Origin of the sequence: Pseudomonas sp. S3E17, assembly GCF_024168685.1 — a bacterium.
In the GTDB taxonomy this organism is placed as follows: domain Bacteria; phylum Pseudomonadota; class Gammaproteobacteria; order Pseudomonadales; family Pseudomonadaceae; genus Aquipseudomonas; species Aquipseudomonas marginalis.
On record NZ_JALJWE010000001.1, the window covers coordinates 1,193,215 to 1,219,942 of the forward strand.

21 protein-coding genes are annotated in these 26,728 nt (G+C 60.8%); 4 read left to right on the forward strand and 17 right to left on the reverse strand.

Annotation, left to right across the window (positions count from 1 at the left end; all coding sequences use genetic code 11):
* Nucleotides 1-105: 105 nt before the first annotated feature.
* Nucleotides 106-330: a YgdI/YgdR family lipoprotein gene (locus J3D60_RS04895; protein WP_065941443.1), complete on the forward strand. Its 225-nt coding sequence runs from the start codon at nucleotides 106-108 to the stop codon at nucleotides 328-330.
* Nucleotides 331-387: 57 nt separating this feature from the next.
* On the opposite strand, the gene J3D60_RS04900 is transcribed toward J3D60_RS04895, so the two are convergent.
* The 8 genes from J3D60_RS04900 to J3D60_RS04935 form a co-directional block, all read right to left on the reverse strand.
* Nucleotides 388-1,812 carry a lipase gene (locus J3D60_RS04900; protein ID WP_253490131.1) on the reverse strand — a complete coding sequence of 475 codons (1,425 nt, stop codon included), beginning with the start codon at nucleotides 1,810-1,812 and terminating at the stop codon, nucleotides 388-390.
* A 40-nt stretch (nucleotides 1,813-1,852) separates the two neighbouring features.
* The gene (locus J3D60_RS04905) at nucleotides 1,853-3,190 is read right to left on the reverse strand and encodes a TolC family outer membrane protein (RefSeq protein WP_065941441.1); all 1,338 of its coding nucleotides are present in this window, start codon (nucleotides 3,188-3,190) and stop codon (nucleotides 1,853-1,855) included.
* A 2-nt stretch (nucleotides 3,191-3,192) separates the two neighbouring features.
* Nucleotides 3,193-4,506: an HlyD family type I secretion periplasmic adaptor subunit gene (locus tag J3D60_RS04910; protein WP_253490132.1), complete on the reverse strand. Its 1,314-nt coding sequence runs from the start codon at nucleotides 4,504-4,506 to the stop codon at nucleotides 3,193-3,195.
* Entirely contained in the window at nucleotides 4,503-6,254 is a 1,752-nt protein-coding gene (locus J3D60_RS04915; protein WP_065941439.1) for a type I secretion system permease/ATPase, read from the reverse strand. The genes J3D60_RS04910 and J3D60_RS04915 overlap by 4 nt, the downstream gene beginning before the upstream one ends.
* A gap of 103 nt (nucleotides 6,255-6,357) precedes the next feature.
* The gene (locus tag J3D60_RS04920) at nucleotides 6,358-6,726 is read right to left on the reverse strand and encodes an AprI/Inh family metalloprotease inhibitor (protein WP_027605779.1); all 369 of its coding nucleotides are present in this window, start codon (nucleotides 6,724-6,726) and stop codon (nucleotides 6,358-6,360) included.
* Nucleotides 6,727-6,775: 49 nt separating this feature from the next.
* On the reverse strand, nucleotides 6,776-8,209 hold the full coding sequence (locus J3D60_RS04925; RefSeq protein ID WP_065941437.1) for a serralysin family metalloprotease: 1,434 nt from the start codon (nucleotides 8,207-8,209) through the stop codon (nucleotides 6,776-6,778).
* Nucleotides 8,210-8,575: 366 nt separating this feature from the next.
* Nucleotides 8,576-9,679: a P1 family peptidase gene (locus J3D60_RS04930; RefSeq protein ID WP_253490133.1), complete on the reverse strand. Its 1,104-nt coding sequence runs from the start codon at nucleotides 9,677-9,679 to the stop codon at nucleotides 8,576-8,578.
* A gap of 9 nt (nucleotides 9,680-9,688) precedes the next feature.
* Nucleotides 9,689-11,053, reverse strand: a complete 1,365-nt coding sequence (locus J3D60_RS04935; RefSeq protein WP_253490134.1) for an APC family permease — start codon at nucleotides 11,051-11,053, stop codon at nucleotides 9,689-9,691.
* A 200-nt stretch (nucleotides 11,054-11,253) separates the two neighbouring features.
* Here J3D60_RS04935 and J3D60_RS04940 point away from each other — a divergent pair, with 200 nt between their 5' ends.
* Nucleotides 11,254-12,039, forward strand: coding sequence for a helix-turn-helix transcriptional regulator (locus J3D60_RS04940; protein ID WP_253490136.1), 786 nt, complete (start codon nucleotides 11,254-11,256; stop codon nucleotides 12,037-12,039).
* 295 nt (nucleotides 12,040-12,334) lie between these two features.
* Here J3D60_RS04940 and J3D60_RS04945 read toward each other — a convergent pair whose 3' ends face one another.
* Genes J3D60_RS04945 through J3D60_RS04960 form a run of 4 tightly spaced genes read right to left on the reverse strand, consistent with a single transcriptional unit; the run spans nucleotide 12,335 to nucleotide 16,107 of the window.
* Entirely contained in the window at nucleotides 12,335-13,414 is a 1,080-nt protein-coding gene (locus tag J3D60_RS04945) for a polyamine ABC transporter substrate-binding protein (protein WP_253490138.1), read from the reverse strand.
* A 60-nt stretch (nucleotides 13,415-13,474) separates the two neighbouring features.
* Nucleotides 13,475-13,816: a cupin domain-containing protein gene (locus tag J3D60_RS04950; protein ID WP_253490140.1), complete on the reverse strand. Its 342-nt coding sequence runs from the start codon at nucleotides 13,814-13,816 to the stop codon at nucleotides 13,475-13,477.
* Between the two features lie 27 nt (nucleotides 13,817-13,843).
* A complete protein-coding gene (locus J3D60_RS04955) occupies nucleotides 13,844-15,250 on the reverse strand; it encodes an FAD-binding oxidoreductase (RefSeq protein WP_253490142.1) in 1,407 nt (468 codons plus the stop codon).
* Between the two features lie 47 nt (nucleotides 15,251-15,297).
* Nucleotides 15,298-16,107: an AraC family transcriptional regulator gene (locus J3D60_RS04960; protein ID WP_065941430.1), complete on the reverse strand. Its 810-nt coding sequence runs from the start codon at nucleotides 16,105-16,107 to the stop codon at nucleotides 15,298-15,300.
* A gap of 257 nt (nucleotides 16,108-16,364) precedes the next feature.
* On the opposite strand from J3D60_RS04960, the gene J3D60_RS04965 reads away from it, so the two are divergent.
* The gene (locus J3D60_RS04965) at nucleotides 16,365-16,637 is read left to right on the forward strand and encodes a DUF1652 domain-containing protein (RefSeq protein ID WP_027605770.1); all 273 of its coding nucleotides are present in this window, start codon (nucleotides 16,365-16,367) and stop codon (nucleotides 16,635-16,637) included.
* A 137-nt stretch (nucleotides 16,638-16,774) separates the two neighbouring features.
* On the opposite strand, the gene J3D60_RS04970 is transcribed toward J3D60_RS04965, so the two are convergent.
* Nucleotides 16,775-19,222, reverse strand: a complete 2,448-nt coding sequence (locus J3D60_RS04970; protein WP_253490144.1) for a UvrD-helicase domain-containing protein — start codon at nucleotides 19,220-19,222, stop codon at nucleotides 16,775-16,777.
* A 218-nt stretch (nucleotides 19,223-19,440) separates the two neighbouring features.
* Between J3D60_RS04970 and J3D60_RS04975 the strand changes: the two genes are divergently transcribed.
* On the forward strand, nucleotides 19,441-20,136 hold the full coding sequence (locus J3D60_RS04975; protein ID WP_253490146.1) for a pirin family protein: 696 nt from the start codon (nucleotides 19,441-19,443) through the stop codon (nucleotides 20,134-20,136).
* Between the two features lie 50 nt (nucleotides 20,137-20,186).
* Here J3D60_RS04975 and pgm read toward each other — a convergent pair whose 3' ends face one another.
* The 4 genes from pgm to J3D60_RS04995 all read right to left on the reverse strand — a co-directional run bounded on the left by pgm (nucleotide 20,187) and on the right by J3D60_RS04995 (nucleotide 26,477).
* A complete protein-coding gene (gene pgm / locus J3D60_RS04980; protein ID WP_253490147.1) occupies nucleotides 20,187-21,830 on the reverse strand; it encodes a phosphoglucomutase (alpha-D-glucose-1,6-bisphosphate-dependent) in 1,644 nt (547 codons plus the stop codon).
* 97 nt (nucleotides 21,831-21,927) lie between these two features.
* Nucleotides 21,928-23,334 carry a PLP-dependent aminotransferase family protein gene (locus J3D60_RS04985; RefSeq protein ID WP_253493953.1) on the reverse strand — a complete coding sequence of 469 codons (1,407 nt, stop codon included), beginning with the start codon at nucleotides 23,332-23,334 and terminating at the stop codon, nucleotides 21,928-21,930.
* A complete protein-coding gene (locus tag J3D60_RS04990; RefSeq protein WP_253490149.1) occupies nucleotides 23,331-24,749 on the reverse strand; it encodes a hypothetical protein in 1,419 nt (472 codons plus the stop codon). Before J3D60_RS04990 ends, J3D60_RS04985 begins: the two co-directional genes overlap by 4 nt.
* Nucleotides 24,750-25,454: 705 nt before the next feature.
* Nucleotides 25,455-26,477 (reverse strand): zinc-dependent alcohol dehydrogenase family protein, encoded by a 1,023-nt coding sequence (locus J3D60_RS04995; RefSeq protein ID WP_065941424.1) that lies wholly within the window; start codon nucleotides 26,475-26,477, stop codon nucleotides 25,455-25,457.
* Nucleotides 26,478-26,728 lie beyond the last annotated feature (251 nt).

The following is a 26,728-nucleotide window of genomic DNA, read 5'->3' on the forward strand; positions in this document are numbered from 1 at the left end:
GCACGCAACTTTTTGTATAAAAGTGATCAGATGGGGGAGTCGATGGCGTAAAATTTATGGCCCGCAGCCTTGGCGCGGGACTTTTCAGGGTTAACGGTAAGGGTTATGAACATGAAGAATTTGGGGCTGCCACTGGTTGCACTCACTTTTCTGGTATTGGCCGGTTGCGCGACGCAAACCGTAGTGACGCTGCAAAATGGCACGCAGTATTTGACCAAAGACTCTCCAAAAACCAAGACGGCCGATGGTTTCTACGAGTTCACCGACATTGCCGGCAAACACATCCGTGTCAAAGCCGACGATGTGGCGACGGTGCGCAAGGAGGACTGATTTCCAGCGGCCCGCACTGATCAAATGTGGGAGAGGGCTTGGCCCCCTCCCACCGTTTTAACCGATCACAATCCCCTCCCCCGACAAGCCAACCACCCCCACCAACGTCACCGAGTCCGCGCCAAAACTGATCACCGTATCCCCGCCCACGACCTTGGCGTGATCACGGTAATCCGCACTCCCCTCAACGTCCCTGAACACCAGCTTGTCCGTTGCTTGATAGCCGATAATCCGGTCCTGGCCAAACGGCCCGCTGAACAAAAAGGTGTTATGCCCGCTGCTGTCGCGGATCGTGTCATTGCCCTTGCCGCCCTCGATGAAGTCCGCGCCCTTGCCGCCCTGGATCAGGTCATTGCCGTCGCTGCCAATGATGTAGGTATCGCCCTTGTGCGGTTCGGCATTGCGGTTGAGGTCCTGCACCCAGGTGGTGGCGCGTGCCGGGTCGGACAGGTTGGCGACGATAATCGTCGAGTCGCGGCTCATCTGCTCATAGAACCCGGACTCGAGGATGCGCGTCATCCCATCGCCATACCCCGTAGGCAAATGGGAGATCCAGGTCGGCAGGTTGGTGATGGAAAACGGCAGCACATTCCACAGCGTCGAAGCGTAGTGGTCGTTGAAGCTGACGATATTGTCGGTGGTCGATTCATGGGGTTTGTCATGCACGCCCAACGACGACCAATTGAAAGTCGAGCCGTCCAGCGCCCGGAACACCGGGTCGTTTTCGTAGCCGATGTTAAGCACCTTGTCGCCGGCGCTCTGGGTCGGCGAGGCGTAGGCCAGGTAGTTGGCGTCCTGGTAGAAACCTGCCCATTTGCTGCTGCTCAAGTCGGCCATGCTGTTGACCGCCAGGCCGCCCAGGCTGTGGCCGCTGACCACCACGTCGTGGCCGCTGAGGCCGTGGGCACTGGCGTAGTCGGCGACGTTCTTGAGCAGGCCGCCAAAGGCTTCGCCGGCGTAGTTCTTGGCGTAATCCTTGGGCCCCAAGGCCGCGAGCAGATCGCTGACCAGATCGCCAATGGAGTCGCTGACCAGCGTTTCCCGAGGGCCCGACGTACCGCGAAAACCGATACCGATTTCCAGCAACTTGCCGGCGTCATCGTACTTGCCCAGCACCTCGACCTGGGCCGTGGTGTAGCCGGCCTTTTCGCCGAAGAACGTGCCGCGGGCGTCGACCTTGCCGGTATAGCCCAGGGTGCTGGCGCTGATGGGCGTCCAGCCTGCAGCCTGTACGGCGTCCAGGGCGGCTTTTTCCGAATCCGGGTTCCAGGGAATGCCGGGAATCACGCCCTGGGAATCCGTGCTGCCCAGCAGTGCGCCCACCAGCGTGGCGGGCAAACCGAGCGCCAGGCCGTTGTGCTGGTAGCCCACGGCAAAGCCGTTATCCAGGTTGTGGTAGGTATACAGCGTGATCGCCATGGCATCGGCGAACAGCGCTTTGGAGCCTTCGGCCCCGAGGTTTTTATAGTCGAACACACCCATGGTCTTGCCTCTCTGTTGTTGGAATTGTCGAGAAAGTCAATTAATGCGGTGCCGGCCCGAACGCCTCATCCACCTTGGCCAAGTCGGTGTCGCGCAGGTTGCCGGCGTAGTAGTGCAATTTGGTCCAGGCCATCAGGTAGTCGTAACGCGCCTGGGCCAGGTCACGCCGCGTGCTGTAGAGCTGTTGCTCGGCGTTCAACGCATCGAGGTTGACCCGCTCGCCACCGAGGATGCTCTGTTTGGTCGACACCACCAGCGCTTGCGCCGAGGCCAGGGCCTTTTGATAGGCGCGCAGTTTGCTCACGCCGGAAAGGCACGCGCTGAACTGCCGACGCAGTTCGATCAGGGTCTCGCGGGTCTTGCCTTCCAGCTCATACTCGGCCTGTTCCATGGCGCGGCTGGCCTGGCGAGTGGACGCGGAGATGCCGCCACCGGCATACAACGGCAGGCTCACTTCGACGCCGATGGTGTTGGTGTCGTAGCGCTGGTTGTAGGTGTTGCCGCTGTCGGACTCCTGCTGGCGCGAACTGGCATACGCAGTGACCTTGGGCAGGTGCCCGGCGCGGTTGCGCTCCACTTCATAACGTGCGACTTCCAGGGCCTGGCGCTGGGACGCCAGCGTGGGGTTGTTGCTGATCGCCAGTTCATGCCAGGTGTCGTAGTTCGCCGGGGTCAAGGTGAACGCGGCAAAGCCTTCGTTCAACGGGGCGAGGTCGTGGATATTGACGCTTTGCACACCGATCAGCGCGCCCAGTTCTCTAAGCGAGGCATCCTGCTCATCCAGCGCCTGGATCTCTTCGGCGGTGGCCAGCTCATAGCGCGACTCGGCTTCGAGGATATCGGTGCGGGTGCCCTCGCCCTGCTGGAACAGGTGCCGGTTCTGCTGGAACTGCTGCTCGAAGGCCTTCTTCTTGGCCCGTGCGATGTCGATCTGGTCCTGGGCAAACAGCGCCTGGGTGTAATAGCTCAGCACCCGCACCAGCAAGGCCTGGCTCTTGTCGCGAAAGCTTTCGTCGGCGAACAGTGCCTGGGCCACGCCCTTGCGGTAGTTGGCGTAGGCCTCATAGTCGAACAGCGGCTGTTGTAGGCTGAAGGTCGAGCCGTAGCTGTTGTAGTTGCGGTCGTCGTGGTAATTGCCGCCGCGCCCGTCGGGCAAAGTGGCCTGGGAGTTGTTGCGGCCCTTGTTGTAGTTATACGACAGCTTGGGCAGCAAGCCGGCGCGGCCGATGGTGCGGTTTTCCAGGCCGGCGTCGCGCTCTTTGATCGCGCCGAGAAACACCGGATCGTTACGCAGGGCCTGCTCGTACACATCGAACGGGCCCATGGCGGCCTGGGCATGGACGCAGGTGAACAGCAAGGCGATGAACACAGCTTTCATGCTCATTCCTCGGTCAACGCGGAGCCGGCGCGGTCGAGCAGCGGCTTGAACAGGTAATTGAGCAACGAACGCTCGCCGGTGCGTACGAACATCTCGGCGGGCATGCCCGGCTTGATCACCAGGCCGTGGAGCGTCTCCAGTGCCGCCTCGCTGACGGTGGTGCGCAGCACGTAATACGGCGCGCCGGTTTTTTCGTCGAGCATCTGGTCGGCGGAAATCAGGCTGACCTCCCCCGGCACACGCGGGGTGCGGCTCTGGTTGAAGGCGGTGAACAGGATATCCACCGGCAGGTGCATGCCGACCTTGTCCACCAGGTGCACCGGCAAATGCCCTTCCACTTCCAGGCGCGTGCCCTGGGGCACGATTTCCAACAGGGTTTCACCGGCACGCACCACGGCGCCTTCGGTGTGCACGCTGAGGTTGACCGCAATGCCGTCGGCCGGTGCGTTGATCTCGCTGTGTTGCAGATCGAAGCCGGCCGATGTGAGCTGCTGCTCCAGGGTCAGGCTGCGCAATTGCGCGTCGGCCAACTGGCTGCGCACGTCCTTCTGGTATTCCTCGCTGTGCTGCTGCAATTTCAGGCGCGATTCAAGGATGCCCTGCTCCACCCGGCCGCTCTCTCCGGTGTTTTGCGCCAGGTCCTGTTGCACCTGGGACAGCTGGCGTTGGTACTCCATCAGCCGGTTGCGCGGGATATAGCCGTTGTCGGCCAGGGGTTGCAGGTTGCTCAGTTGGTCGCGCAGGGACTGGGCCTGGGCGGTCAGGTCGCTGCGGGCGCGGCGCATGCCGTTGAGCTGCGCGGTGGCGCCCTCGATATTCGCGCGGATGCCCGCCTGTTCACGAGCAAAGGCTTCGCGACGGCTGCTGAACAATTGGCGCTGGCCTTCCAGGACCAACGCCAGTGCCGGGTCGGGGTTGCTGCTCAGCTCGGCGGGAAAGGTGATAGCGGATTGGTTGTCGCGCTCGCTCTGCCACCGCGCGACGCTGGCCCAGGCCATGCGGTATTGGGCTTGCAGGGACTGCACGTCGGCCTGGTGCTGGGTCTGGTCGAGACGGAACAGCGGCTGGCCTTGCTTCACCAGTTCCCCCTCCTTGACCAGGATCCGACTGACCACGCCGGGGCTGAAGGTTTGCACCGCCTTGCGTTTGCCCGACACCACCACCGTGCCCTGCACCGGGATGCCCTGGTCCAGGGGCGCAAGGCTGGCCCAGAGGAAAAAGCCACCGGCACCGACCAGGGTCAGCAGCCAGCCCATGCGCGCAAAGAACCGGGCGTCGCGCTCTTTGAAACGTGGTTCAACAGTGATACTGCTCATGCGCCTGGATTCCTTCCGGCTTGATACTGACGGCTGAAACTCACACCGGGTTTATCCTTCGGTGCTTCCTGCTGGCCCGACAACGCCCGCAGCACGTCCTGGCTTGGCCCGAATGCCTGCAAACGCCCTTCGTTGAGCACCAGCAATTTATCGGCCTGGGCCAAGGCCGAAGAACGATGGGTCACCAGCACCACACTGCTGCCCTGAGCCTTCATCTGCACAATGGCGCTGGCCAGCGCGGCTTCGCCGACGGTGTCGAGGTTGGAATTGGGCTCATCCAGGACGATCAAGCGCGGCCCGCCGTACAGCGCACGTGCCAGGGCTACGCGTTGTTTCTGGCCGCCGGACAGGCCACCGCCGTTATCGCCGAGGACCGTGTCATAACCGTGGGGCAAGCGCAGGATCAACTCATGCACGCCGGCTTGCTGCGCAGCCTTCACTACCCGCTCGGGGTCGGCCTCGCGAAAACGTGCGATGTTGTCGGCGATGCTGCCGCTGAACAGTTCGATGTCCTGGGGCAGATAGCCGATGTGCGGGCCGAGATCGTCGCGGTCCCAGCGGTGAATATCCGCACCGTCCAGGCGCACGGTGCCGGCCAGGGTCGGCCACACGCCCACCAGCACGCGGGCCAGGGTAGATTTGCCGGAGCCGGAGGCGCCAAGCACGCCGAGCACTTCGCCGGCGCCAAGGGTGAAGCTGACCTGATGCAGGGTGGGCATGCGCCGCCCGGGCGGGCCCGCGCTGACCTGTTCGAAGCTGACCTGGCCCTTGGGTGCGGGCAATTTCATCTGCTCCACTTCCGGCGGGAACTCGCGCAGCAGTTCGTCCAGCCGCTGATAGGCCAGCTTGGCCGAACTCCATTGCTTCCAGACGGCAATCAACTGGTCGATGGGGCTGAGTACGCGGCCCATCAGGATCGAGCCCGCGATCATCATCCCGGCGGTCATGTCGCCCTTGATCACCAGCAGCGCGCCCAGGCCCAGCACCAGGGATTGCAGGCACAGGCGCAGGGATTTGCTCAAGGAGGTGATCACCGACCCGGTATCACTGGCTCTGTTCTGCAAACCCAGGAACTGCGAATGCACAGCAAACCAGCGGTGGCGCAACGCGCCGAGCATGCCCATGGCCTGGATGGTTTCGGCGTTGTGCAAATGGCTGGTGGCCAGCTGCGTCGACTGCTGGGAGAAGCCACTGGCCTCGCCCAAGGGTTTCTTGGTCAGGTATTCGTTGAGGCACGCAAGGCCGATCAACAGCACTGCGCCGGCGGTGGCCAACACCCCGAGCCACACGTTGAAGAGGAAAATCACAAACAAGTAGATGGGAAACCACGGCGCATCGAAGAACGCGAACAGCGCCGGCCCGGTGATGAATTGGCGGATATGGGTCAAGTCACCCAGGGATTGCCCGGCATGCCCCTGGCCGCGTTGCAGGTTGCGTTCGAACGCGGCCTTGTATACGCGCAAGTTGAAACGCCGCTCCAACTGGCTGCCGATGCGGATCACGATAAAACTGCGGATGACTTCGAGCAGGCCAATAAAGGCAAAGAAGCCCACCACCATCAGGGTCAACATCACCAGGGTGGTTTCATTCTGCGAGGAGAGCACACGGTCATACACTTGCAGCATGTAGATCGATGGCACCAGCATCAACAGGTTAATCAACGCGGTAAAACAACCGACGCTGATCAAGATGCTCTTGTATTCACCCAGCGCCTTGAATAAAGGCGCAACCGCATGGGGCCTGGCCATAGGTTCTGATCTTCCTTGAATCAAATTACGCGCATAAGTTTGCCGTCCTCCGCGATAGAGGCCGCTCAACTAATGAAATCGAGTTATAGGCTTATAACAACAACTAAGGCACTCGTTTTAATTCAACCACGGTGCCGGACTTCGTCCGTGCCTGGTACTCACCGTCTTTCTGACGATTCAGATGGGTGATCCCGCTGCCTTCGGCATTGAACAGCCAGATACCGTCGGGTGTGGGCGACCAGGTCAGGGGCTTGTCCCCCAGCCACTGCGCCACACAGGCCACATCGCCGCCTAGGGCATTGGCCTGCTCGAGCAGGTCCAGTGCACACACCTGATCCTGCTGGTGCAACTGCCAATGCCCGGCCAGTTGGGCGCTGGTGGGTAAAACAAGACTGCTCGCCATTGCGTGGGCTCCTGCCGACACGAACATCACCTGCAACACGCAGGCGATCACATTGTAAAAACGCTGCATCTGAACGCTCCAGCCTGGAGGCGCGGCGCTTGCGCGCCGCGCCCGTGCATCATGCCACGATGTCGCTGACCGCTGCCTGGCCGACGGTGGTGACGAGGAAATCCGCCACGCCGTGCCCGGAGAAGTCGACCGCCAGCGTACCCAGGTTGGTACCTGCCGCGTAGCTCAATACCGCATCGCCGGCATGCCCGGTGAAGGCATTGACGAAGGTCAGGCCGGCCCCTTTGGTGATGCCGCTGAGGTCGATCTTGTCGGAGCCCGAGGTGAAGTCAAAGATCTTGTCCGCCGCCCCTGGCTTGGAGTCGGAACTGGCGCCGAACACAAACGTGTCGTTGCCCGCGCCGCCCCACAGTTGATCCGCGCCGCCAGCGCCGTAGATGAGGTCGTTGCCGGCCCCACCCTTGATCACGTTGGCCGCGTTGTTGCCGATGATCAGGTCGTTGCCCGCACCGCCGAACGCGTTCTCGACGGTCACGCCCTTGGCGATGGAGACGTTGCCCACCAGGCCGCCAACGTCGGAGAACGAGGCCTCATTGAGGTTGATCTTCTGGTTCTGGGTGAAGCCGGAGAAGTCCAGAGTGTCATTGCCGCCACCGTCCCAGACCGAGAACACCAGCTTGTCGGCGTTGGACGTGGCGCTGAGGAAATCACGCCCGGTGTTGGAGTTGAACCCGTAGGTGGTGTCGCCGGCACGGGTGTTGTAGTTGGCACCGTAGAGCTTCTGGATCGCGGCGATGTCGTCGATCAGCGGGCCGGAGGCGTAGGCTTCGACCCCGCCTTTACTGAAGTTCTGGTTGGTGTTGCTCTCGCTCCAGTAACTCATGAGGCTGTAGCCGCGCGTGTCCTGTCCATAGGTCGCGTCGTTGTAGGTCGGGGCGCCTTCGCCGGCGTTGTAGTCGCCAGGGTGAGCCAGGCCCAGGGTGTGCCCGATTTCGTGGGTCAGGGTCTGCCGGCCGTAGTTGTTCAGGTCCGGGGTCTTGTTCGGCGTGTAGCTGTTGTTGGTCAGGTACCACGAGGTGCCGTCGTAGCCTGCACCGGTGCCGGGCAGGTAGGCGAAGGCTGCCGCGCCGTCCTGGCCGCTGCTGTAGTTGCCGAATGTCATGTGGCCGTCACCGCCGCTGGCTTTTTCGGTAAAGGTGACGTTGGCCACGTCCGACCAGGATTGCATGGCCAGTGCGGCCTGTGCTTTCTGCTGGGCGTTGAACTGGCTGAAGCCCGAGATGCCATGTTTGTTCATGGTGCTCGAGGACGCCGAGGTCAGGAAGGTGTAGGTCAGGTCGATCTTGCCGTTGCCGTCAAAGTCCCGGTACGCGGCGCCGTCGCGCAGCAGCTGGGTGGCTGCCTGGTCAACGGAATAGGAGGGTTTGCCATTGACCGTGAGGTTGCCACCACGGTCATACAGATGGCTGAAGCTATCGATTTGCGAGTAAGCGGTGCTGGCTTGCGCCGCCGACACGATAGCCTTGTCTTTAACTTTTGACATAAACGTACTTCCTTGTTTGCAAGTTCATCAGTCTTTGATCGATAGGAATCTCGCGGGCGAGATCGTCCTATCACTCGCCTCTTTTGAAGGCGTCACGAAACTGACACAACTTGAAATCTTTCGTCTACATCTTTTCCAGCCTGAAAAGCGGACCCACAATAGCGCCAACAAGTTTGGCTCCGTATTTATTGGGTGGCGTTGCTTTTGTCTGACAAAACACACCGGGCACTTATTTAAATATTAAATAGCGTTAATGCCGCTCAAGTTGAGCGGCACACTTGATAATTGGATCCATAATATTGTCACGGTGTCATTGGCAACATTAAACAGCCACTATTTATATGTATATATCGGCGTTGTCCCCTATTACCGGGACACGCGCCAACCCGTGTCGTGCAATGCCTGTAACAAGGTCTCGCCTTTCAAACCCGGCACCTGTACGCCGTCGTCGGTCACCATGTCTTCGCCCGCCAGGATCGCGTTGATGATCGCTTCTTCTACCGCTTCCGCCGCAGCGCTGAACAGCGGGGAAATATGATCGTTATTCACCATCTGTAAGGTGCTGCTCAACGGCAGGCCCTTGCGCGCGTAGTCTGCTGGCGGCAGCTCCTGGTTGCCGGTGGCGAAGGCCAGGAACAGGTCGCCGCTGGAGTCCTCGGTGCCGCCGCCGGTGCGCGCGATGCCGATAGACGCGCGTTGTGCCAGGCGCTGGCATTGGTGCGGCAGCAGGGGCGCATCCGTGGCGATGATCACCACGATCGAGCCCATGCCCGGCGTGCCTCGTTCGGCGAAGGGTGACGGGATGTCCATCAAGCGGCGGCCCACCGGATAACCGTCGACCCGCAGCTCCTGGCGCTTGCCATGGTTGGCCTGCACCAGCACGCCGACGGTCCAGCCGCCCTGCTCTGCCGGCAAGCGCCGCGAAGCGCTGCCGATACCGCCCTTGAATTCATGGCAGATCATCCCCGTCCCACCGCCCACGGCGCCTTCTTGCACGGGGCCGCGTTCGGCGCTCTCCAGCGCCTGGCGCACATGCTCGGGGGTGACGTGCTGGCCCCAGATGTCGTTGAGCAGGCCGTCGTAGGTTTCCATCACCACCGGCATGCACCAGTACACCGCCGGATCCGCCAGGCGCTCGCGTTCCAGGGCAATCAACGTGTCGCGCACGATGCCGATGCTGTGGGTGTTGGTGATGGCCAGCGGCGTGGTCAACAGGCCTGCCTCGCTGATCCATTCCAGGCCGGTGGCGTCGCCATTGCCGTTCAGCACGTGATACCCGGCAAAGCACGGCTGCAACCGCGCTTCCCCGGCGCGGGGCTGGACCACGCTGACACCGGTACGCACCTGTTTGCCGTCGACACGGGTCTTGAGCGTACTGTGACCGACCCGAACCCCGGGAACATCGGTGATGGCATTCAACTCACCGGGTGTGCCCAGCCCCAACGTGATGCCCAATTGACGTGCACGCATAACCACTCCTTACAATTTCTGAAAGGCCGGACTCGACCGGCCGCTGATGCAATACAGAATCACCGACAGGGCCAGCAAGCCGATGATGATCATGATGTCGCGTACTGACGCCGCGTAGATCAAGGTCACCAGCAAGTAACCCGCGCCCAGCACAGCCAGCAGCGCCGGCAACGGCCACAGCGGCATGCGATAGGGATGCTCGCGGTCGCGCAGCAGCACGCGGCTCATCAGCGCGCTCAACGCCACCACCAGGTACACCAATATGATCAGTAATACGCTGAACGAGGTGAGGTCGGCCAGGTTGGAGCTGAAGCTCAGCAACGCCGACGGGATCGCCAGGAACAACGTGGCCAGCCAGGGTGAATCCCAGCGCGGATGAATGCGGGTGAACAGCTTGTTAATGGTAGGCGTCCACAATGCATCGCGCCCGCTGCTGAACACCACGCGGCCGATCTGGATAACGATGGCGACGATGGCATTGAACACCGACAGGAAGATGCCCGCGCTGACCAGGCGCGACAGGGTTTCATTGCCATGGCTGGTGAGCAGGTAGCCGATGGGGTCCGGGCTGCTGATCATCGCACTCAGTGACGGCGCGCCGATCAACAGCGCCGTGATCGGCACCAGCTCGATCACCACCACCAGGCCCAGGGACCACAGCACCGCCTTGTGTACGCCCTTGCCCCTGCATTTCATGTCTTCGGCCAGCAATACGGCGGGGCCGTAACCGTTGTAGGAAAACAGGCCAATGCCTACCGCGCCGATCACCAAAGCCCAAGGCGCCAGGTGCAATACACCGTTTTCGACGATCTGGGGTTGAAACAGCACGCTGGCGGGCTGCACCGGGTTACCGAAGCCGATGCACACGATCACCAGCAACGCCGCGACTTCCAGCAGCAGGCAGGTCCCGGTGATCCAGGCGTTGAGCTTGATATTGAGGATGCCCAGGGCGTAGCTGCACACCACGATCACCAGAGCCACGGTTTGCGCGTCGAAGGTGGTACCCAGGGCATTGTTGAGATAGGTTGCGGCACCGGTGGCCAATACCGGCGGAATAAACAACAGCATCACCAGCACGGTCAGGAACGTCGCGTAGCCGGCCATGCCACCGAACACGCGCTTGGCATACACATACTCGCCACCGGCGCTGTTATGGGCGCGGCCCAGTTCGGCGTAGCAAAACGCGAACATGAGCGCCAGCAGCCCTGCCATCACGAACGCCAGGAACACGCCGCTGCCGGCCTGCTGGATGGCAAAGGGCGCGATCACGAAGACGGAACTGGCGGGGGTCACCGCTGAAACGGTAATGGCCACCACATCGAAGACGCTCAGGGTGGGTTTCAGCACGCCATCGGGCGTGGGGGAAGTGCTCATATCGTTATCCTCTGTCGTTGTTCTTGGTGTGAGGCAGAAACGAAAGGTCTGAACGTGGCGGGATATGTTTCCCGCTGAATGCTGCCGACGTTAACGGTTGGGCTAGTGCCAGCCAATTCCCCTATTGGCGTACTCCCCTTGACGGAACCCGGCAAAAGCCGAACCCTTGGGACGATCTTTTGTTGGCGGGAGCCTGCTACATGAGCCTGTTTCGTGAAGTCGGCATGCACGCCGGCCTGGGCCGCACCGTTGCGCACATCGGCACCGAGCGTTTCTGGAAACAGCTGGTGCTGTTGTTGCACCAGTGCGTGCCCTTCGATAACGCGCTGGCGATCTTCTACCCCGTGGAGGGCCCGCCCCAGGCCCTGGAAGAATACGACGCCCAGCCGAGCAGCAAGCCGGCGTCGATGCTGGTGTACCTCAATGGCCTGTATTTGCTCGATCCGTTCTTCCAGGCCTGTCGCGAGGGTTATGCCAGCGGTGTGTATCGTCTTGAGGAAGTGGCGCCGGACCATTTTCGCCAGAGCGAATATTTCCTCAGTTACTTTCACGACAATGTGCTGGAAGACGAGGTGCAGTTGATCCTGCAATTGCCGGGCGCGGGGACGTTGTCGCTGTCACTGGGCATGCAGCGGCGATTCAGCGTTGAGGAGACCGGGTTGCTGACCACCCTGTCGGCCTGGGTGCTGCCGTTGATGCAGCAGCATTGGCAACAAAGCACCCGGCGCGTGCCGGCCATGGACAGCCAGATCAGGGATGCACTGAGCCAATTTGGTTGCGGCGTGCTTTCGGACCGCGAACTGGAAATCGCCCGCCTGGTACTGCGCGGGTTCTCGTCCAAGGCCATGGCCGAACGCCTGCATATCTCGCCGGACACGGTGAAGGTGCACCGCCGGCATCTGTACGCGAAGCTGGACATCTCGTCACAGCCGGAACTGTTTTCGTTGTTTATCCAGTCGTTGGGGCATGACCTGGAAAACCCGTGAAGCCCAGGATGTACTCAAACCAAATGTGGGAGGTCCCACAACCTCTTCGACCTAGCGCTGTCGCCCAGCAAACTGGGCCCCCTGTGGTGAGCGGGCTTGTCCCGCGTCGGGCTGCGCAGCAGCCCCAAAACCAGGCGCAGAGGAATACCTGATACACCGCATTCGTCTTCATAAGGGGCGCTTCGCACCCCAGCGCGGGACAAGTCCGCTCACCACAAGAATGCGGTCGCCTGAAATTGTTTATGCAAGACTCAGATTAATGGGGGGGCTTGCCCTCCCCCCGCATCAGACTTCTTCAGCGGCCCATACGAATGGTGTTCCACACCCGCGTGCGAATCCGGTCGATGTTCAGCGGCATCGCTTCCAGTGCGAATAACTTGCCCATCATTTCGTCGCTGGGGTAGATCTTGGTGTCCGCCTTGATCTCAGGGTCTACCAGGCTATCCGCTGCACGGTTGCCGTTGGCGTAGTGCACGGAGTTGGTGATGTCCGCCATCACCTGGGGCTCCAGCAGGTAGTTCATGAACGCGTAGCCGGCCTTTTCATCGGGGGCATCGGCGGGCATGGCGACCATGTCGAACCAGATTGCGGCGCCTTCCTTGGGAATCTCATAGCCGATCTTCACCCCATTTTTGGCCTCCTTGGCGCGGCTTTCGGCTTGCAGTACGTCGCCGGAGAAACCAACCGCCACACAGATGTCGCCATTGGCCAGGTCGCCGGTGTATTTCGAGGAGTGGAAGTACGCGACATACGGCCGCACTTTCATCAGCAGCGCCTCGGCCTTTTTGTAGTCCTCGGTTTTTTTACTGTGGGGTGGCAGCCCCAGGTAATTAAGGGCGATAGGCAGCAATTCCGGGCCGTTATCGAGGATCGCCACCCCGCACTTGCTGAGCTTTTCCATGTATTCGGGCTTGAAGATCAGGTCCCAGGAATCCACCGGGGCGTTATCCCCCAACACGGCCTTGACCTTGTCGATGTTGTAACCGATGCCGGTACTGCCCCACAGGTACGGGAAGCCATGGGCATTACCCGGGTCGTTGTTTTCCAAGGCCTTGAGCAGCACGGGGTTGAGGTTTTTCCAGTTGGGCAACTGACTCTTGTCGAGCTTCTTCAGGGCGCCGCCCTGGATCTGCCGTGCCATGAAGTGGTTGGACGGAAACACCACGTCGTAGCCGGAGTTACCCGTCATCAGCTTGCCGTCGAGGGTTTCGTTGCTGTCATACACGTCGTAGCTGAAACCGATGCCGGTTTGTTTCTGGAAATTCTTCGTGGTGTCCGGCGCGATATAGCTGGACCAGTTGTAGATCTTCACCGTCTCGGCGGCCTGGCTGATAGAGGCCACCAACATCAAGGGCAATAGGGCAATGGCTTTCATGGTTCGATTTCCTGGCGATTTTAGGGCTGTTTTTATGGCAGGCGATCAAGGATCAAAGCGTTACAAAATCAGTACGTAGGTTTTGCGCACGGTGTCCTGGATGTCCCAGATACCGGTGCTGTTGGCCGGCAACATCAGTGCGTCACCGGCTTGTATGTGAACGACTTCCCCGTTGTCAGGGGTGAAGGTGCAGCGCCCCTGGATAAAGTGGCAAAACTCCTGGGCCTTGATCTGCCGACGCCAGCGGCCCGGCGTGCATTCCCAGATACCGGTCTCGACGCCGTCGCTGCGTTCAACGCTCAAGGTCGAGGCCACGGCGATCGGCTCGCCCAGGGGCACGGCCACCGGCGATGAGTCCGGCAGGTGGGCATGCAGCGTGTCTTTGAATTGAGTGATGCTCATGGCGTTTTCTCGTGTAGGTGAAACGGCTCAGTGCATGAAACCTTCCATGAACCCGGCTATGCCGATCGCCAGCTTGCGGCGCCAAGGCGCGGTGTTGGGATTGGCCAGCACCTGGTCTTCATGGACGAAACTGCGAATGATCGCGTTGTAGCCAAGCCAGCGGCATGGCTCCGGCTCCCAGGCCTTGAGCGCGTGCAGGCCACGCTCGCGGATCACCCAGGGTTGGTGGATCAGCGGTGTGTCGCGACCAAGGATCAGGTCGGCCAAGGTGCGGCCACCCAGGTTGGTGGCACCGACGCCCTCCCCGCCGTAACCACCGGCCAGGGCGATGCCGGTCTTGTGATCGCAGAGCATGTGCGGGCGAAAACGCCGCGACATGCCAAGGTTGCCGCCCCAGGAATGGGTAATTCGCACCTTTTTCAGCTGTGGGAAGAGTTCGCCGAACAGGTAGCGGCGCAGTGCCACTTCGCTGTCAGTCAAATCAAAGTTGTGGCGCAATTTGCCGGCGAACTGGTAACCGCCGCGGGCGCCGAACACCAGGCGGTTATCCGCGGTACGCTGGCCATAGGTGACCTGGCGGCTGCTTTCGCCAAAAGCCTGGCCATGGCTCAGGCCGATTTCATCCCAGGTACCGGCGGGCAGCGGTTCGGTGGCAACGATCAGGCTTTGCACCGGCAACTGGTATCGGCCCAGGGGCGGCAAGGTATCCGCATAACCTTCGACAGCCGGCACCACCCAGGCAGCGCGTACACGGGCCTTGGCGGTGCGCACAGTGCCGGACTGCCAGTGGGTGACCGGACTGTTTTCATAAATCGTCACGCCCATGCTCTCCACCACCCGCGCAAGACCGCGCACCAGCTTGGCCGGGTTGATCGTGGCGACATGGGGGGCATGGATACCGCCATAGGGCTTGGCGATGCGGATCTGCTCAGCCAACTGTCGAGGGCTCAGCCAGCGGTAGTCGGCTTCGGTCAGGCCTTGGGCGTAGAGCTTGTCCAGGTAAGCGCGCAGGCTGCCTTCCTGTTCGGGATAGCGAGCGGCGCAGTACAGCGCGCCGCCCTTGCGGTAGTCGCAGTCGATGCCTTCACGGGCCAGGACCTGGGCCACTTCGTCGGGAATGCCATGCAGCAGGTCGAATGAGGCGCGGCGCTGTTCAGGCGCAAGGCCGGCCAGCAGGCGGTCTTCGCCCAGCAGATTGCCCATCAGCCAGCCGCCGTTACGACCCGAGGCGCCGAAGCCAGCGGTTTGCGCCTCGATAATCGCGATCTTCAGCTCAGGCGCCTGGCGTTTCAGGTAGTAGGCGGTCCACAGTCCGGTGTAGCCGGCACCGATAATGGCCACATCGACGTCCAGGTCATGCTCAAGGGCCGGCCGCGCCGACAGCGGGTCGTCCAGTTGGTCCATCCATAAACTGATAGTGCGCCAAGCCGGCATGCCAAGTTCCCCAACCACGTTTCGATGGGGGATCCTAGAACTGCGGGTTATTCGCTGTCTTGCGCGCGTGCACGCAGGGAAATTTGTTTGACGTAGGCCTTGGGCGACTGGCCAGTGTGCTGGCGGAAGGCGCTGTAGAACGCCGACAACGAATTGAAACCGGCGGCGAAGGCCAGGTCGTCGACCTTGATCGGTGGCTGCGCTGTATCCAGTGCGGCCAGCAGGTGCTGGAGCCGAGCCTGGTTGACGTAGCGGTAGAAACTTTGCCCCAGCACCTGGTTGAGCAGGTAGGAAATCTGATTGCGGCTGTAGCCACACTCCTTGGCGACGCGTTGCAGGTCCAGTTCCGGGTCCAGATAAGGCTGCCTGCGCTCGAAGTACTGCTGCAAGTCATTGGCCATATGCCCCAATTGCTGGGGTGACAGGCCCAGGCGGCTGACGCTGGGGCGCTGGGCCTGGGAGGGTTGTTCATGCACCAATGACGCGTACTCGTTGACGCGCCAGATCAACCCATCGCGGACGGTGATGGCCTCGCTGGTACGGAATGACACCAGCCCCTGACCGCCGCGCAAGGTGATGCGGTACTGGATGAATGCCGTGTCGCCATCGGCACGGATGCGGTCGGTATGTTCAATGGCTTCGTCGGCTTCGCGGGGCATGCTGGCTTGCAGGTACTCACGCAGTTCGGCGTAACCGACCACACGGTTCTGGAAAAAGTCGTGGTACTGGATGTCCGGGTGGTAGTAGGACATCACGCCGTCAAGGTCGCGATGACGCCAGCACAGGTGGTGGCGCAACACCAGCTCACGCGTGGCGTGGGTGTTATGGCAATCATCGTCTGGCGCGATGTCGGGCATGGAAGGCTCTGAGGCGGGTAAACCTCGGAGATTGCCGAATTTTGCCACTGCCGACAATGGCCAATTGGAACTTCGCATTAGTGGCATTGTGCCTAATCGTTAGTAAGAGATGACCCACATCAAGTGAATGGCTGAGAACCGCCGAACGGGGCAGAAAAAGTCACCTTGTACTTGCGAACGAATGCTATTTTTAGCTTCTACGACGCCACGACCAGTGACGGTCCTGGCCCCCTGCCGCGAGCTAAAGGAAGCGCTCAATGAACAAGGTGGGCAACATGAACAAAGTGACATTCCCCAACGCCTGCCAGCTGATGCGCTGGCATTTTCATCCGATGGGCTTCGAGGGCAGCATGGATGCGCCCGGCAGTATGGTCGCCCGCCTGTTCGACCGGGCCAGCGGCGAGACGCTGATTGCCATCGCCGGCATCCCCTGCGCCACCGTGATGAATGCTGCCGATGTGGAGCGGATTATCGAGGCGGTGGAGGATGAGTTGGAGTCGTTTGTGCCGCCGTTGTCGCTGAGGGCCTGATCCCGCAGTCAACAGAAAGATGGTCAACTGTGGGAGGGGGCTTGCTCCCGATAGCAGAGTGCCAGTCACCACCTACAGTGACTGAAACAACGCTATCGGGAGCAAGCCCCCTCCCACAGTTGGATTGCGTTCATTCTCTAGTGGCGCTGATCGTCGAAAAACGCTTTCCTGCCGTCGACCCGCTCCGAGGCCTTGGGCACATTCACCGCCTGGCCTTCGGTTTTTTCCACATACCAGTAGCAATGGCTCACGGCCCGGGTAATCCCGACGTAGGCCAGGCGCAGTACTTCGTCCTTTTGCGCAGTGTCGTAGGGTTCGCTGTCCCCGTCCTTGCCCAGGCCCGCCATGCGGTAGACCTGGTTCTTGTAGGGCGAGCTGGTCACATGCTGGCAATCCCCGAGCAGGAACACCGCATCCGCCTGCAGGCCCTTGGCGCTGTGGTACGTCAGCTGCTTCAACCTGCGCGTCGCTGCGGGCAAGCTAGAATCAACATTAACAATCGACTGAATATGCTCTTGAATCAGTAGCTTATCGCTACTTTTTCGATACAGCATTAATATCGAATCGCCCCGTTGATAATGCTCCAGCAGTTGCCGCCCCAACGCCGCATCGTCCCGCTCCAGTACCGTGACCGGCACCAAGGCTTTTGGCGTGCCGCTGGCCTTGGCCTTTTTCCCCGGGATAGCCGGTGCGGCGCGCACGATATGTTCTGCGGCGTCGATGATGTGCTGATGGCTGCGGTAGTTCTCGCCGAGCATGACGCGGGTAGTACTCGGCGCCGGGAATTCCTGGTTGAATTCCATGAAGTACTTGGGCGAACTGCCGCGCCAGCCGTAGATCGACTGCCAGTCATCACCCACGCACAGCAAGGACGAACGTTGCGCGCCACGGCCCACATGCATCGCCGGCCCACGACTGCGGATTTCCCGCAGGCTGGCGCGTATCCACGAAACGATCTGGGGCGATACGTCCTGGAATTCGTCAATCATCAGGTGCGACATCGGCCGCAGCAGCGGATCGCTGAGGAGCTTGAGGTTTTCCGGGGTGTTCTCGCCGAAGAGCGAGAACATGCGGTTATAGGTCATGATCGGCGGCGACTGATCCAGCAGGTGGTCTTCCAGGGCTTTCCAGAAAATGCTCAGGGCTTCGAAGAAGAAGCGGTCCGGGTCGTCCTTGGCGAAGCTCATCTGGCCGACGGCAGTCGGCACATCCAGCCCCAGGTTCTCGATAAAGCCGGCGGCCATCACGAAACTGTCCAGCAGCGGCGCCGACGCCAGCTCGCCCTTGACCTTGTAATCAAAGCCGGGACCTGCGCTGGCGTCCCCGGCAAGGCTGCTTAACAGACGCTTTGATGCATCATAGCTATCCAGCCATATCAATGGCTTACGACAGAAAGCTTGAAACAGGGTGCGCTTTACCGCCCACTCTGCACGGACCGACAGCTTCGAATTCGGCCGGCTGATCTGGGCATTTTCCCTGGAATCAAAGCCCAGCACTACCCACGCATCCAGCGCCGGGATATAGCCGTGGCAATGGAACTGCGCGCCATTGATTTCGAAGCGCTGGCGACTGGGCTCAATCCCCTTGATCGGCCAGGCGCCGGCACGAAACCACAGGTCCTCGATCACATCGCAGAGTTCTTCATCGCGCTTGGCCGCCAGTTCGGTCACCGCTATGCGCTTCTGTACATCCGGATGATCGCGCTCCAGTTCGCGCAGTTGCAGGCCGTGGCGTGCCAGCGGCGCAATCAGTTCACGAAACCGTGCATGTCGCCCCTGCAACTGGTGGTAGCAGGCATTCATCTGCTGGCGCTGGGCGTCGCTGATGCGCAGGTCGAACGGGTTGCTGTCAGCGTCTTCGAAACCGGCACTGAGGTTTTCGAACGCCTGCAGGCGTTCAAAACCCGGCAGGCTGCGGACCATCGGCAGAATGCGCGAGTGAAAGGTGCGCACCACCGCCTGGGCTTCTTTCATGCCAATGGGTTGGCCCCACAGGGTGAGAATGTCCATGAGCTTGTCGATGAAGTCTTTGCGTGACTCGCGGGTGAAGGTCACCACGGTCATCGAGCTCAATTCGAAGCCCAGGTAATGGGTGAGCAGCAAAATACGCAGCACCAGCGAGGTGGATTTACCCGCGCCGGCACCGGCGATCACCGAGGTTGACGGCGTATCGCTGAAGATCATCTTCCATTGCGCCGCGCTCGGCTGGGCATGGGCCGGCAGCAAGCGGGCCACATCAGCCTTGATGCGTTTCTTCACGTCAGCGGTCAAGGGCAGCCGCCAATCGTCGAACAGGCTGTCATCGACGCCGGGCGCGCGGTGCTCATCGGGACGGAAGTCGCGGATCAACAGGACTTGTCGGCCCTCCTCGAGGCCATCGGCCTTGCCCTCGCGATAGCCATACTCCACGCCGGCCTCGTGGCCACTGCGAAAACCATCGGCCTGCCCATGCAACCAGGAAAACCGGTGCTGTGCGCGCAAACGCGTCAGGCCATGGCCAAACAGGCGTGCGGCGAGGCGTTTGAGCAGCGGCATTTCCGCCAATGGGCGCAGTTCGGGGGGCAGATCAGGCTTGTGTTGCGGCACGCGGACTCCTGCGATGAGCTGGGTTTTGACAAGGGCACCATGGTCGCCGGAATCGGCGCTCAGTTCCAGCCAATTGCTTTACCGTCATGCAGTTAGGCGATGAAGTGAAAGTCAAAACACTGTTTACCCATCGAATCTGCTGATAGGAATAAGGCATTTTTTACGCTTTTTATCGATCATGGGCTCACGGATCATAGCGCCATCAACAGGAGACGATCATGCTTGAACTTCGACCTTTCAACGCCCTGGGCGGCGCCCACCACGGCTGGCTTGACGCCCATCACCACTTTTCATTTGCCGAATACCACGACCCCAAGCGCATGCACTGGGGCAACCTGCGGGTCTGGAACGACGACATCATCGCCCCCGGCACCGGCTTCCCGCAGCACGCCCATCGCGACATGGAGATCATTACCTATGTCCGTGAAGGCGCCATCAGCCACGCCGACAACCTGGGCAACAAGGGCCGCACCGAAGCCGGCGATGTGCAGGTGATGAGCGCAGGCACGGGGATCGCCCACAGCGAGTACAACCTGGAAGCGACGCCGACCAAGATCTTCCAGATCTGGATCATCCCTAACGAGGCCGGCCTGCCACCTTCCTGGGGCGCCAAGCCGTTTCCGAAAGGCGATCGCGAAGGGTTTGTGACCCTGGCCAGTGGCAAGGCCGGTGACAGGGAGAGCCTGCGCATCCGCGCGGATGCACGCCTGGTAGCGGCGAACCTGAAAGCCGGGGAAAGCGCGGAATACCGCTTGGACAGCGGGCGCCGAGCTTACCTGGTGCCGGCGACCGGCGTGATTGAAGTCAACGGCTTGCGTGCGCAGGCTCGAGACGGTGTAGCGGTTGAGGATGAGCAGGTGTTGCGGGTGACGGCGATTGAAGACAGCGAGATCGTGTTGGTCGACCTGGCCTGATCAACCCTGTGGGAGGAAGGCAATCCTCCTCCCACAGTGGTTTTGCGCTGTTACTGGGAGATGGCGCCGTCTACCAGTACCTGCGCCTCTTGCACCAGCTGCTTGAGGTGATCTTCACCAATAAAGCTCTCGGCGTAGATCTTGTAGATGTCCTCGGTGCCCGATGGCCGTGCGGCGAACCAGCCGTTTTCGGTCATCACTTTCAGGCCGCCAATCGCCTGGTCGTTGCCCGGCGCGTGGCTGAGGATCTGCTGGATGCTTTCCCCGGCCAGTTGCGTGGAGGTCACCTGCTCAGGCGACAGCTTGCCCAACAAAGCTTTCTGCGCCGGCGTGGCCTTGGCGTCGACACGAATGGCGAACGGCTCGCCCAAGGCATCGGTGAGGCCACGGTAGATCTGGCTCGGGTCCTGGCCTTTGCGCGAGGTCATTTCCGCCGCCAGCAAGGCCGGGATCAGGCCGTCCTTATCGGTGCTCCACACCGTGCCATCCTTGCGCAGGAACGACGCCCCGGCGCTTTCTTCGCCGCCAAAGCCCAATGAGCCCTCGAACAGGCCATCGGCAAACCACTTGAAGCCCACCGGCACTTCATACAGGCGCCGCCCCATGCGCGCGGCCACGCGATCGATCAGGCCGCTGCTGACCACGGTCTTGCCCACGGCCGCATCGGCGCGCCAGTCGGGACGGTTCTGGAACAGGTAGTCGATGGACACCGCCAGGTAGTTGTTCGGCGCCAACAGGCCGCCGGACGGGGTCACGATGCCATGGCGATCATGGTCCGGGTCGCAGGCGAACGCTACGTCAAAGCGCTCCTTGAGACCGATCAGGCCTTGCATGGCGTAGCTGGAGGACGGGTCCATGCGGATCTGGCCGTCCCAGTCGACGCTCATGAAGCGGAACGTGGCGTCGACTTCAGTGTTCACCACCTCCAGGTTCAGTCGATAGTGCTCGGCAATCGCCGACCAGTAGCGCACCCCTGCTCCGCCCAGCGGGTCCACGCCCAGGCGCAGGCCGGCACTGCGGATGGCGTCCATGTCGATCACGTTGATCAGGTCGGCCACGTAGCTGTTGAGGTAATCATGGCGATGGGTGGTGTCGGCCTTGAGCGCCTGCGCATGGGTGATGCGCTTGACCCCGGCCAGTTTATTGGCCAGCAGCTCGTTGGCCTTGGCTTCGATCCACTTGGTGACGTGGGTATCGGCCGGGCCGCCGTTGGGCGGGTTGTACTTGTAGCCACCACTTTGCGGCGGGTTGTGGGACGGCGTGATAACGATGCCGTCGGCCAGGCCGCTGGTACGGCCACGGTTGTAGCAGATGATGGCGTGGGAAATTGCCGGGGTTGGCGTGTATTCATCGCCTTCGGCCAGCATCACGTGCACACCGTTGGCAGCCAGCACTTCGAGTGCGCTGGCACCGGCCGGGGTCGACAGTGCATGGGTGTCCAGGCCGACGAATAGCGGGCCGTCGATACCCTGGGCTTCGCGATACAGGCAGATGGCCTGGCTGATGGCAAGTACATGCCATTCGTTGAAGCTCAGGTCGAACGAGCTGCCACGGTGCCCGGAGGTACCAAAGGCTACGCGCTGGGTAGAGATCGCTGCATCAGGCTGGCCGGTGTAATAGGCCGTGACCAGTCGCGGGATATCCACCAGCAACTGGGCCGGCGCCGGTTTGCCCGCAAAAGGACTGATTGTCATGCATAAACCTCGGATAGAAGGATTCGGAAAAAATGGCAGTTTACTGAGAGTTGGACTGCTGCGCGACGGTATCGATCCTACATCGTTAAGAGAAATTTCACCCAGTCTGCGCCTGGCGCAACGCGTCGCTCAATGCTTCCAGGGCAATGTCCAGATTGGGTTGCCCGTGAAAGGTGTGACTCACGCGCAGGTGCTGCTGGTGCAAGCCACTGACACTGAACAGCTCCCCGGGGGCGATCACCACTTGCCGTGCCAGCAGGCGCTGAAATGCCTGGCGCATGTCCACCGTACGGGTAGAGGCCAGCCAGAACGCAGCACCGGCGGCCGGCATCCGATAAGTCACCTGGTCGCCCAAATGCTGCTCCAGGCGCTGGCTCATGTGCGCCGCCTGCTCGCTCAAGCGTTGGCGCAGCGTGCGCAGGTGCTGGTCAATCCGCCTGCTTTGGTACAAACGGGCAATCGCGCGCTGACGGATCGACGATAAACGGAATGAGCGCAGCAGGAACTGACGCTGCAACTCATTGCTCATGTGCCGGCACAGCAGGTAGCCGTAGGGGGCTTCCGAGCCAAGCACCTTCTCGAACGAAGAAAACACGATCAGCCGCTCAGGGTTCACCCGTTCGCGCAATGCGGTGTGGGGGGCTTCGAAACCCAGCTCACCAAAGGTGTCGTTTTCAAGCAACCAGCAACCGGACTGCTCCAGCAGGTGTGCCACGTCGAGACGTTCGTCGATTGACATGGCCACCCCGCCGGGCAGGCTGACGGAAGACGAGAGCAACACCAGATGCACCGGCTCATCGCGCAACAGCTTCCCCAGCACGGTTCGATCCAGGCGACCCTCCGGCGTCCAGGGCAACTCGATGATGCGTACCCCGGCGTCCTGCAACAGGCGCAGGATCAGCCAGTCGCAGGGCGACTCGACAATCACGGTGGTGCCCCGCAGGCCCAGCACTTCGATCAGGATATCCAGCACGCCGCGCAGGTCGGCACCGATATACACATCGTCGGCATGCCAGCAGCGCGTGGGCGACGAGGTATAGCGCGCGGCCAGGGCTGCGCGTAATTCCCACACACCGTAGGGCTGGGACCAGGGCTGCAAATGCGACGGGTACTGGCGCACCAGTTCCCGCTCGAGCCGCAGCAGTGTTTCATCCAGGGAACCCAGCAATGCCGGCTCGTCACCACTGAGTACCAGCATGCCGGGGCGCCGGGCCGCCGCGTAGAGGCGATCAAGCAGGTCCCCGCCGGCCCACGCCAGCGGGTTTACCGACATCGGCCAGGCGTAATAGCCGGATTTGGCCACCGAATACACCCTGCCTTCCTTCTCCAGCAGCGCATAGGCGTATTGGATCGTCGAAATGGACACGTTCAGGCGTCCGGCCAGCTGCCGTAACGACGGCAGTTTTACCCGGGTGTCAGTACTGACCTCGTTGATCAGACTGATCATGTAGCGATAGACCGCCTGATACGCGAAATCCGCCTGACGCTCGCCACGCAGGGTCATCGCCCGAACAATGGCACGGCCTGCGCGGCGCCCTGGGCTGCAGCGGCGCGACACATGCCGTTTTCTCTGGCCTGCGGCCGTTTGCGGTACAGGTGCTGCAACAAAGGCATCGGCAAACCGCTGGTATCCGTTACCCACTGCTGCAGCATTTCGGCGGAACCGTTGCCCTGGAGGACTTTGTGCAACTCAGGCAACGCCACCAGCATGCCCGGGTGACATTGGCGCAGATAACCTTCCAGTCGCTCTCCGTGATGAACAAACGGTGAAAAAAGCAGGCAGGTCAGCTGGGTCTCATCCAAGCCGAAGAACTCCTGGGCGTAGGTACTCCAGAGCATGCGCCCTTCGCGGGTCCCGGCCTGAATAAGCAAGTCGTCGGGCATGCGCAGACGGCGCATGTACGCGGCGGCCTGCTGCACAAAGCCTTCGACGCCTTCTTCATAAGTCAGCGCACGCAGGCATTCGGCCTGCAACCCACGCAGATGAGCCATCAGCAACGGATTGGAATAGATCGGATGGCTGAAGTGAAAGCCGAGTGGATCGGGAGCGTAGGCCATGAACTCGGTCAGCAGGGAGGTCGACGCGATGTCGACATCTTCCAGCAGGTCGGCGATGCCGATGTAGGCCAAGTGACGATGCCCTGCCGTGCTGGGGTTATCGCTGGCTACGTAATGCTCACCGAACACATCCTGGTAATAACCGGTGCTCCACTCGTCCATGTGTGCGAACAACGCGTTGAGGGACATCGGATGGCCCTTGGGAACACGGACGCCTGCACCCTGGGCGGTTTTCTTGAGCCAGGTAAGAAACTGACTTTGCCTGCGCGGGGAGTCACCACTGACCAGCGCGTGGACGCCGCCATTGCACGTGGTGACACGCTGGTAAAAATCACCGACGGCCAGGTAAGTGTCGTTGCACAGGGTGGCGCGGCAGTCCCCGGCGCTCACATGGCCCACCATCAACATATTGCGCTGGCTGATCTTTCGCCCGATCGCTGAGGCCGGGCGCTGGTGATTGAAGGGGTGTACTTCCTGGTTTTCCACCATCAACAACTCGACACGCGGGTCATCGTGGAGAAACAGCCGGCCGTAGCCGCGATTCAGGGTATCGAGCTGCCCCTCTGTCATGCCCGCGTGCCGTAACGTCGCGACCCTCAGTTGAAAGGTACGTGGCGCGCGACCGGCAATGGTCAGTTGAGCCGCTCGCAGCAGCGCCAGGGTATAGCTGCTCACTTCACCGCCACCGTGGGCCACCAGTACCTTGAAGTCCCCCACCTGTTCCATCCCGCCTGCCGCGACAATGATTCGCTGGACCAATAACTGGAGAGCGGTACGCCCCGCGCGAGTGAAGTGCCCGATCAGACGTTGCAGAACTTGCTGGTAAACATGATTCATAGCCTGTTCGTGAATAGTGCTCATAGTTCTACTACCCGAGTTGAAATATCAGTTTCAAGCAACTGCTGACAGTGTTTGCTTGACCTATTTTGCGTGTAGGAAAATCGCGCCATGTAGTGTGCGTCGACGTTTAAACACTAGCACCGCGCAACAAAACGACATGAATTGCCGGGCAGCATTTCTTACCCGCGCAAGCGAACAACCCAATGAAAGTAATGGAAAAACCCTTTTAAAAAGCCTTCCTTAGGACTCTTCCGACAAGCTCCTACGCTTTTTTAGCCCGCTTTTTAAAGAAGCGTCCGACAATAGACTCAAACAACTTTTCCATTTGCAGGGTCGGTGCACTTTATGAAAGTAGCTGTCTTGCTGAGTACACATGTCTGCCGCGCCGATAGTTCGAATAACTATCTGCAGCCGAGTCAGAGATTCAATCATTGCTCAATCCTTGAGATGAAAGTGAAGGCGCAATTATCAGTGTTGGAATAATGATTCATAGATACAGAAACTGGCCGAAAACCAGTTCAGATGAACAACTGATGTCGCGTAAAAGGCGCACATGCAAGGACGCCGCGCTGGAATTCAGGGCGGCGTCAGGGAGAAAGGGCCGGATTTGTGGGCTAAAGCGCCAGGTCGGCAGCTTCTGGGGCGGGCGGGTTAAGCCCTGTCAAATGGCGCATTTGCCCCATTCAGTCAGGCGTCGGAGCACTCATTTACGAATACTCCTACAGCTCAAACAGCCGCAACCTGCAATGCAACCCGCTCGCGGCACGGGCATTCGTCCATGTAACGGTGGGCTTCGACAAACTGATTGAACGGAAACACCGTGGTTTTCAGAGGCACGAGCACACGATCGGCAGTCAGTTGGTTGATGTCACGCAACGCGCGCTGCAACGCCACATGATCCTGGATGATGCCCAGCTCCGGCTTGCCGGTGAAGTTGCCGATACAGTGCACGAAGAACTGAATGTTCTTCTGGAACGCCGCACACGCCGGGAACGGTGTCTGGTTACCACCCTGCAAGCCATACAGCACCAGGCTGCCACGGGGCGCCAGCACATCACCGAGCAGCGACATCTGCGGGCCACCCAAGCCATCGAACACCACGTCGACACCGCGGTTGTCAGTGAACTTGTTGATTTGCATCAGCAGGTCCTGTTCCTCGGTGACAATGACTTTTTCTGCGCCCAGAGAAAGCAGGTACTCGCGCTCAGCGCTGTCCTTGGTGGCGGCAATCACCCGCACACCCAGGGCCTTGCCCAGTTGCACAAACGAAGGGCCGGCGCAATGGCTGGCGTCGGTCACCAGGGCAAACTGCCCGGGCTTGACCCGTGCCAGGTCCACATACGCAAAGTAGGCAATCAGCAGCGGCGTGTAGTGCACGCTGGCTTCGATGGGGCTCAGGACGTCCGGATAGCGGGTCAGGGCCGAACGGGGCAGGACGATCTGCTCGCCATACACCGGGTAATCATTGGGGCTCTCGGCCGGAAAACTGGCCACTTTATCGCCCACTGCCAAGTCATCCACGCCCTCGCCCAAGGCTACGACCACCCCGGCCATCTCATGGCCAAGGCCGGATGGAAGGCGTGCGTGGGAAGACGCCAGGTTCTGGCGCCACAAAATGTCATACCAGCTGATGCCAATCGCCTCGACACGGACCTGCACTTCGCCCGGTGCGGGCTGCGCGGCTGCATGCTCTTCGCACTTGAGCACCTCGGCCGGACCAAACTTGTGAAAACGGATCGTGCGGGACATCGCAAACCTCGTCAAAGTAACCTCTATTGCCATGAACTCTATCTGGGCTTTCCGGCTAAGGCCACCGGTCGCCGTTAATAGTCGACATGTCTGTCATTGATTCCGCATCTGAGGAATAGACCTCAAGTATCGTAGGAAAACTCAATTAGCCGGTGCAGAGTACCAGCCTTTCCCCGTAAGATTCATACCGGTCACGCGTCTGAATGGACCTTCAGGGCTCTTATATCGCCGTTCTCGTCAAATAAAGCTGA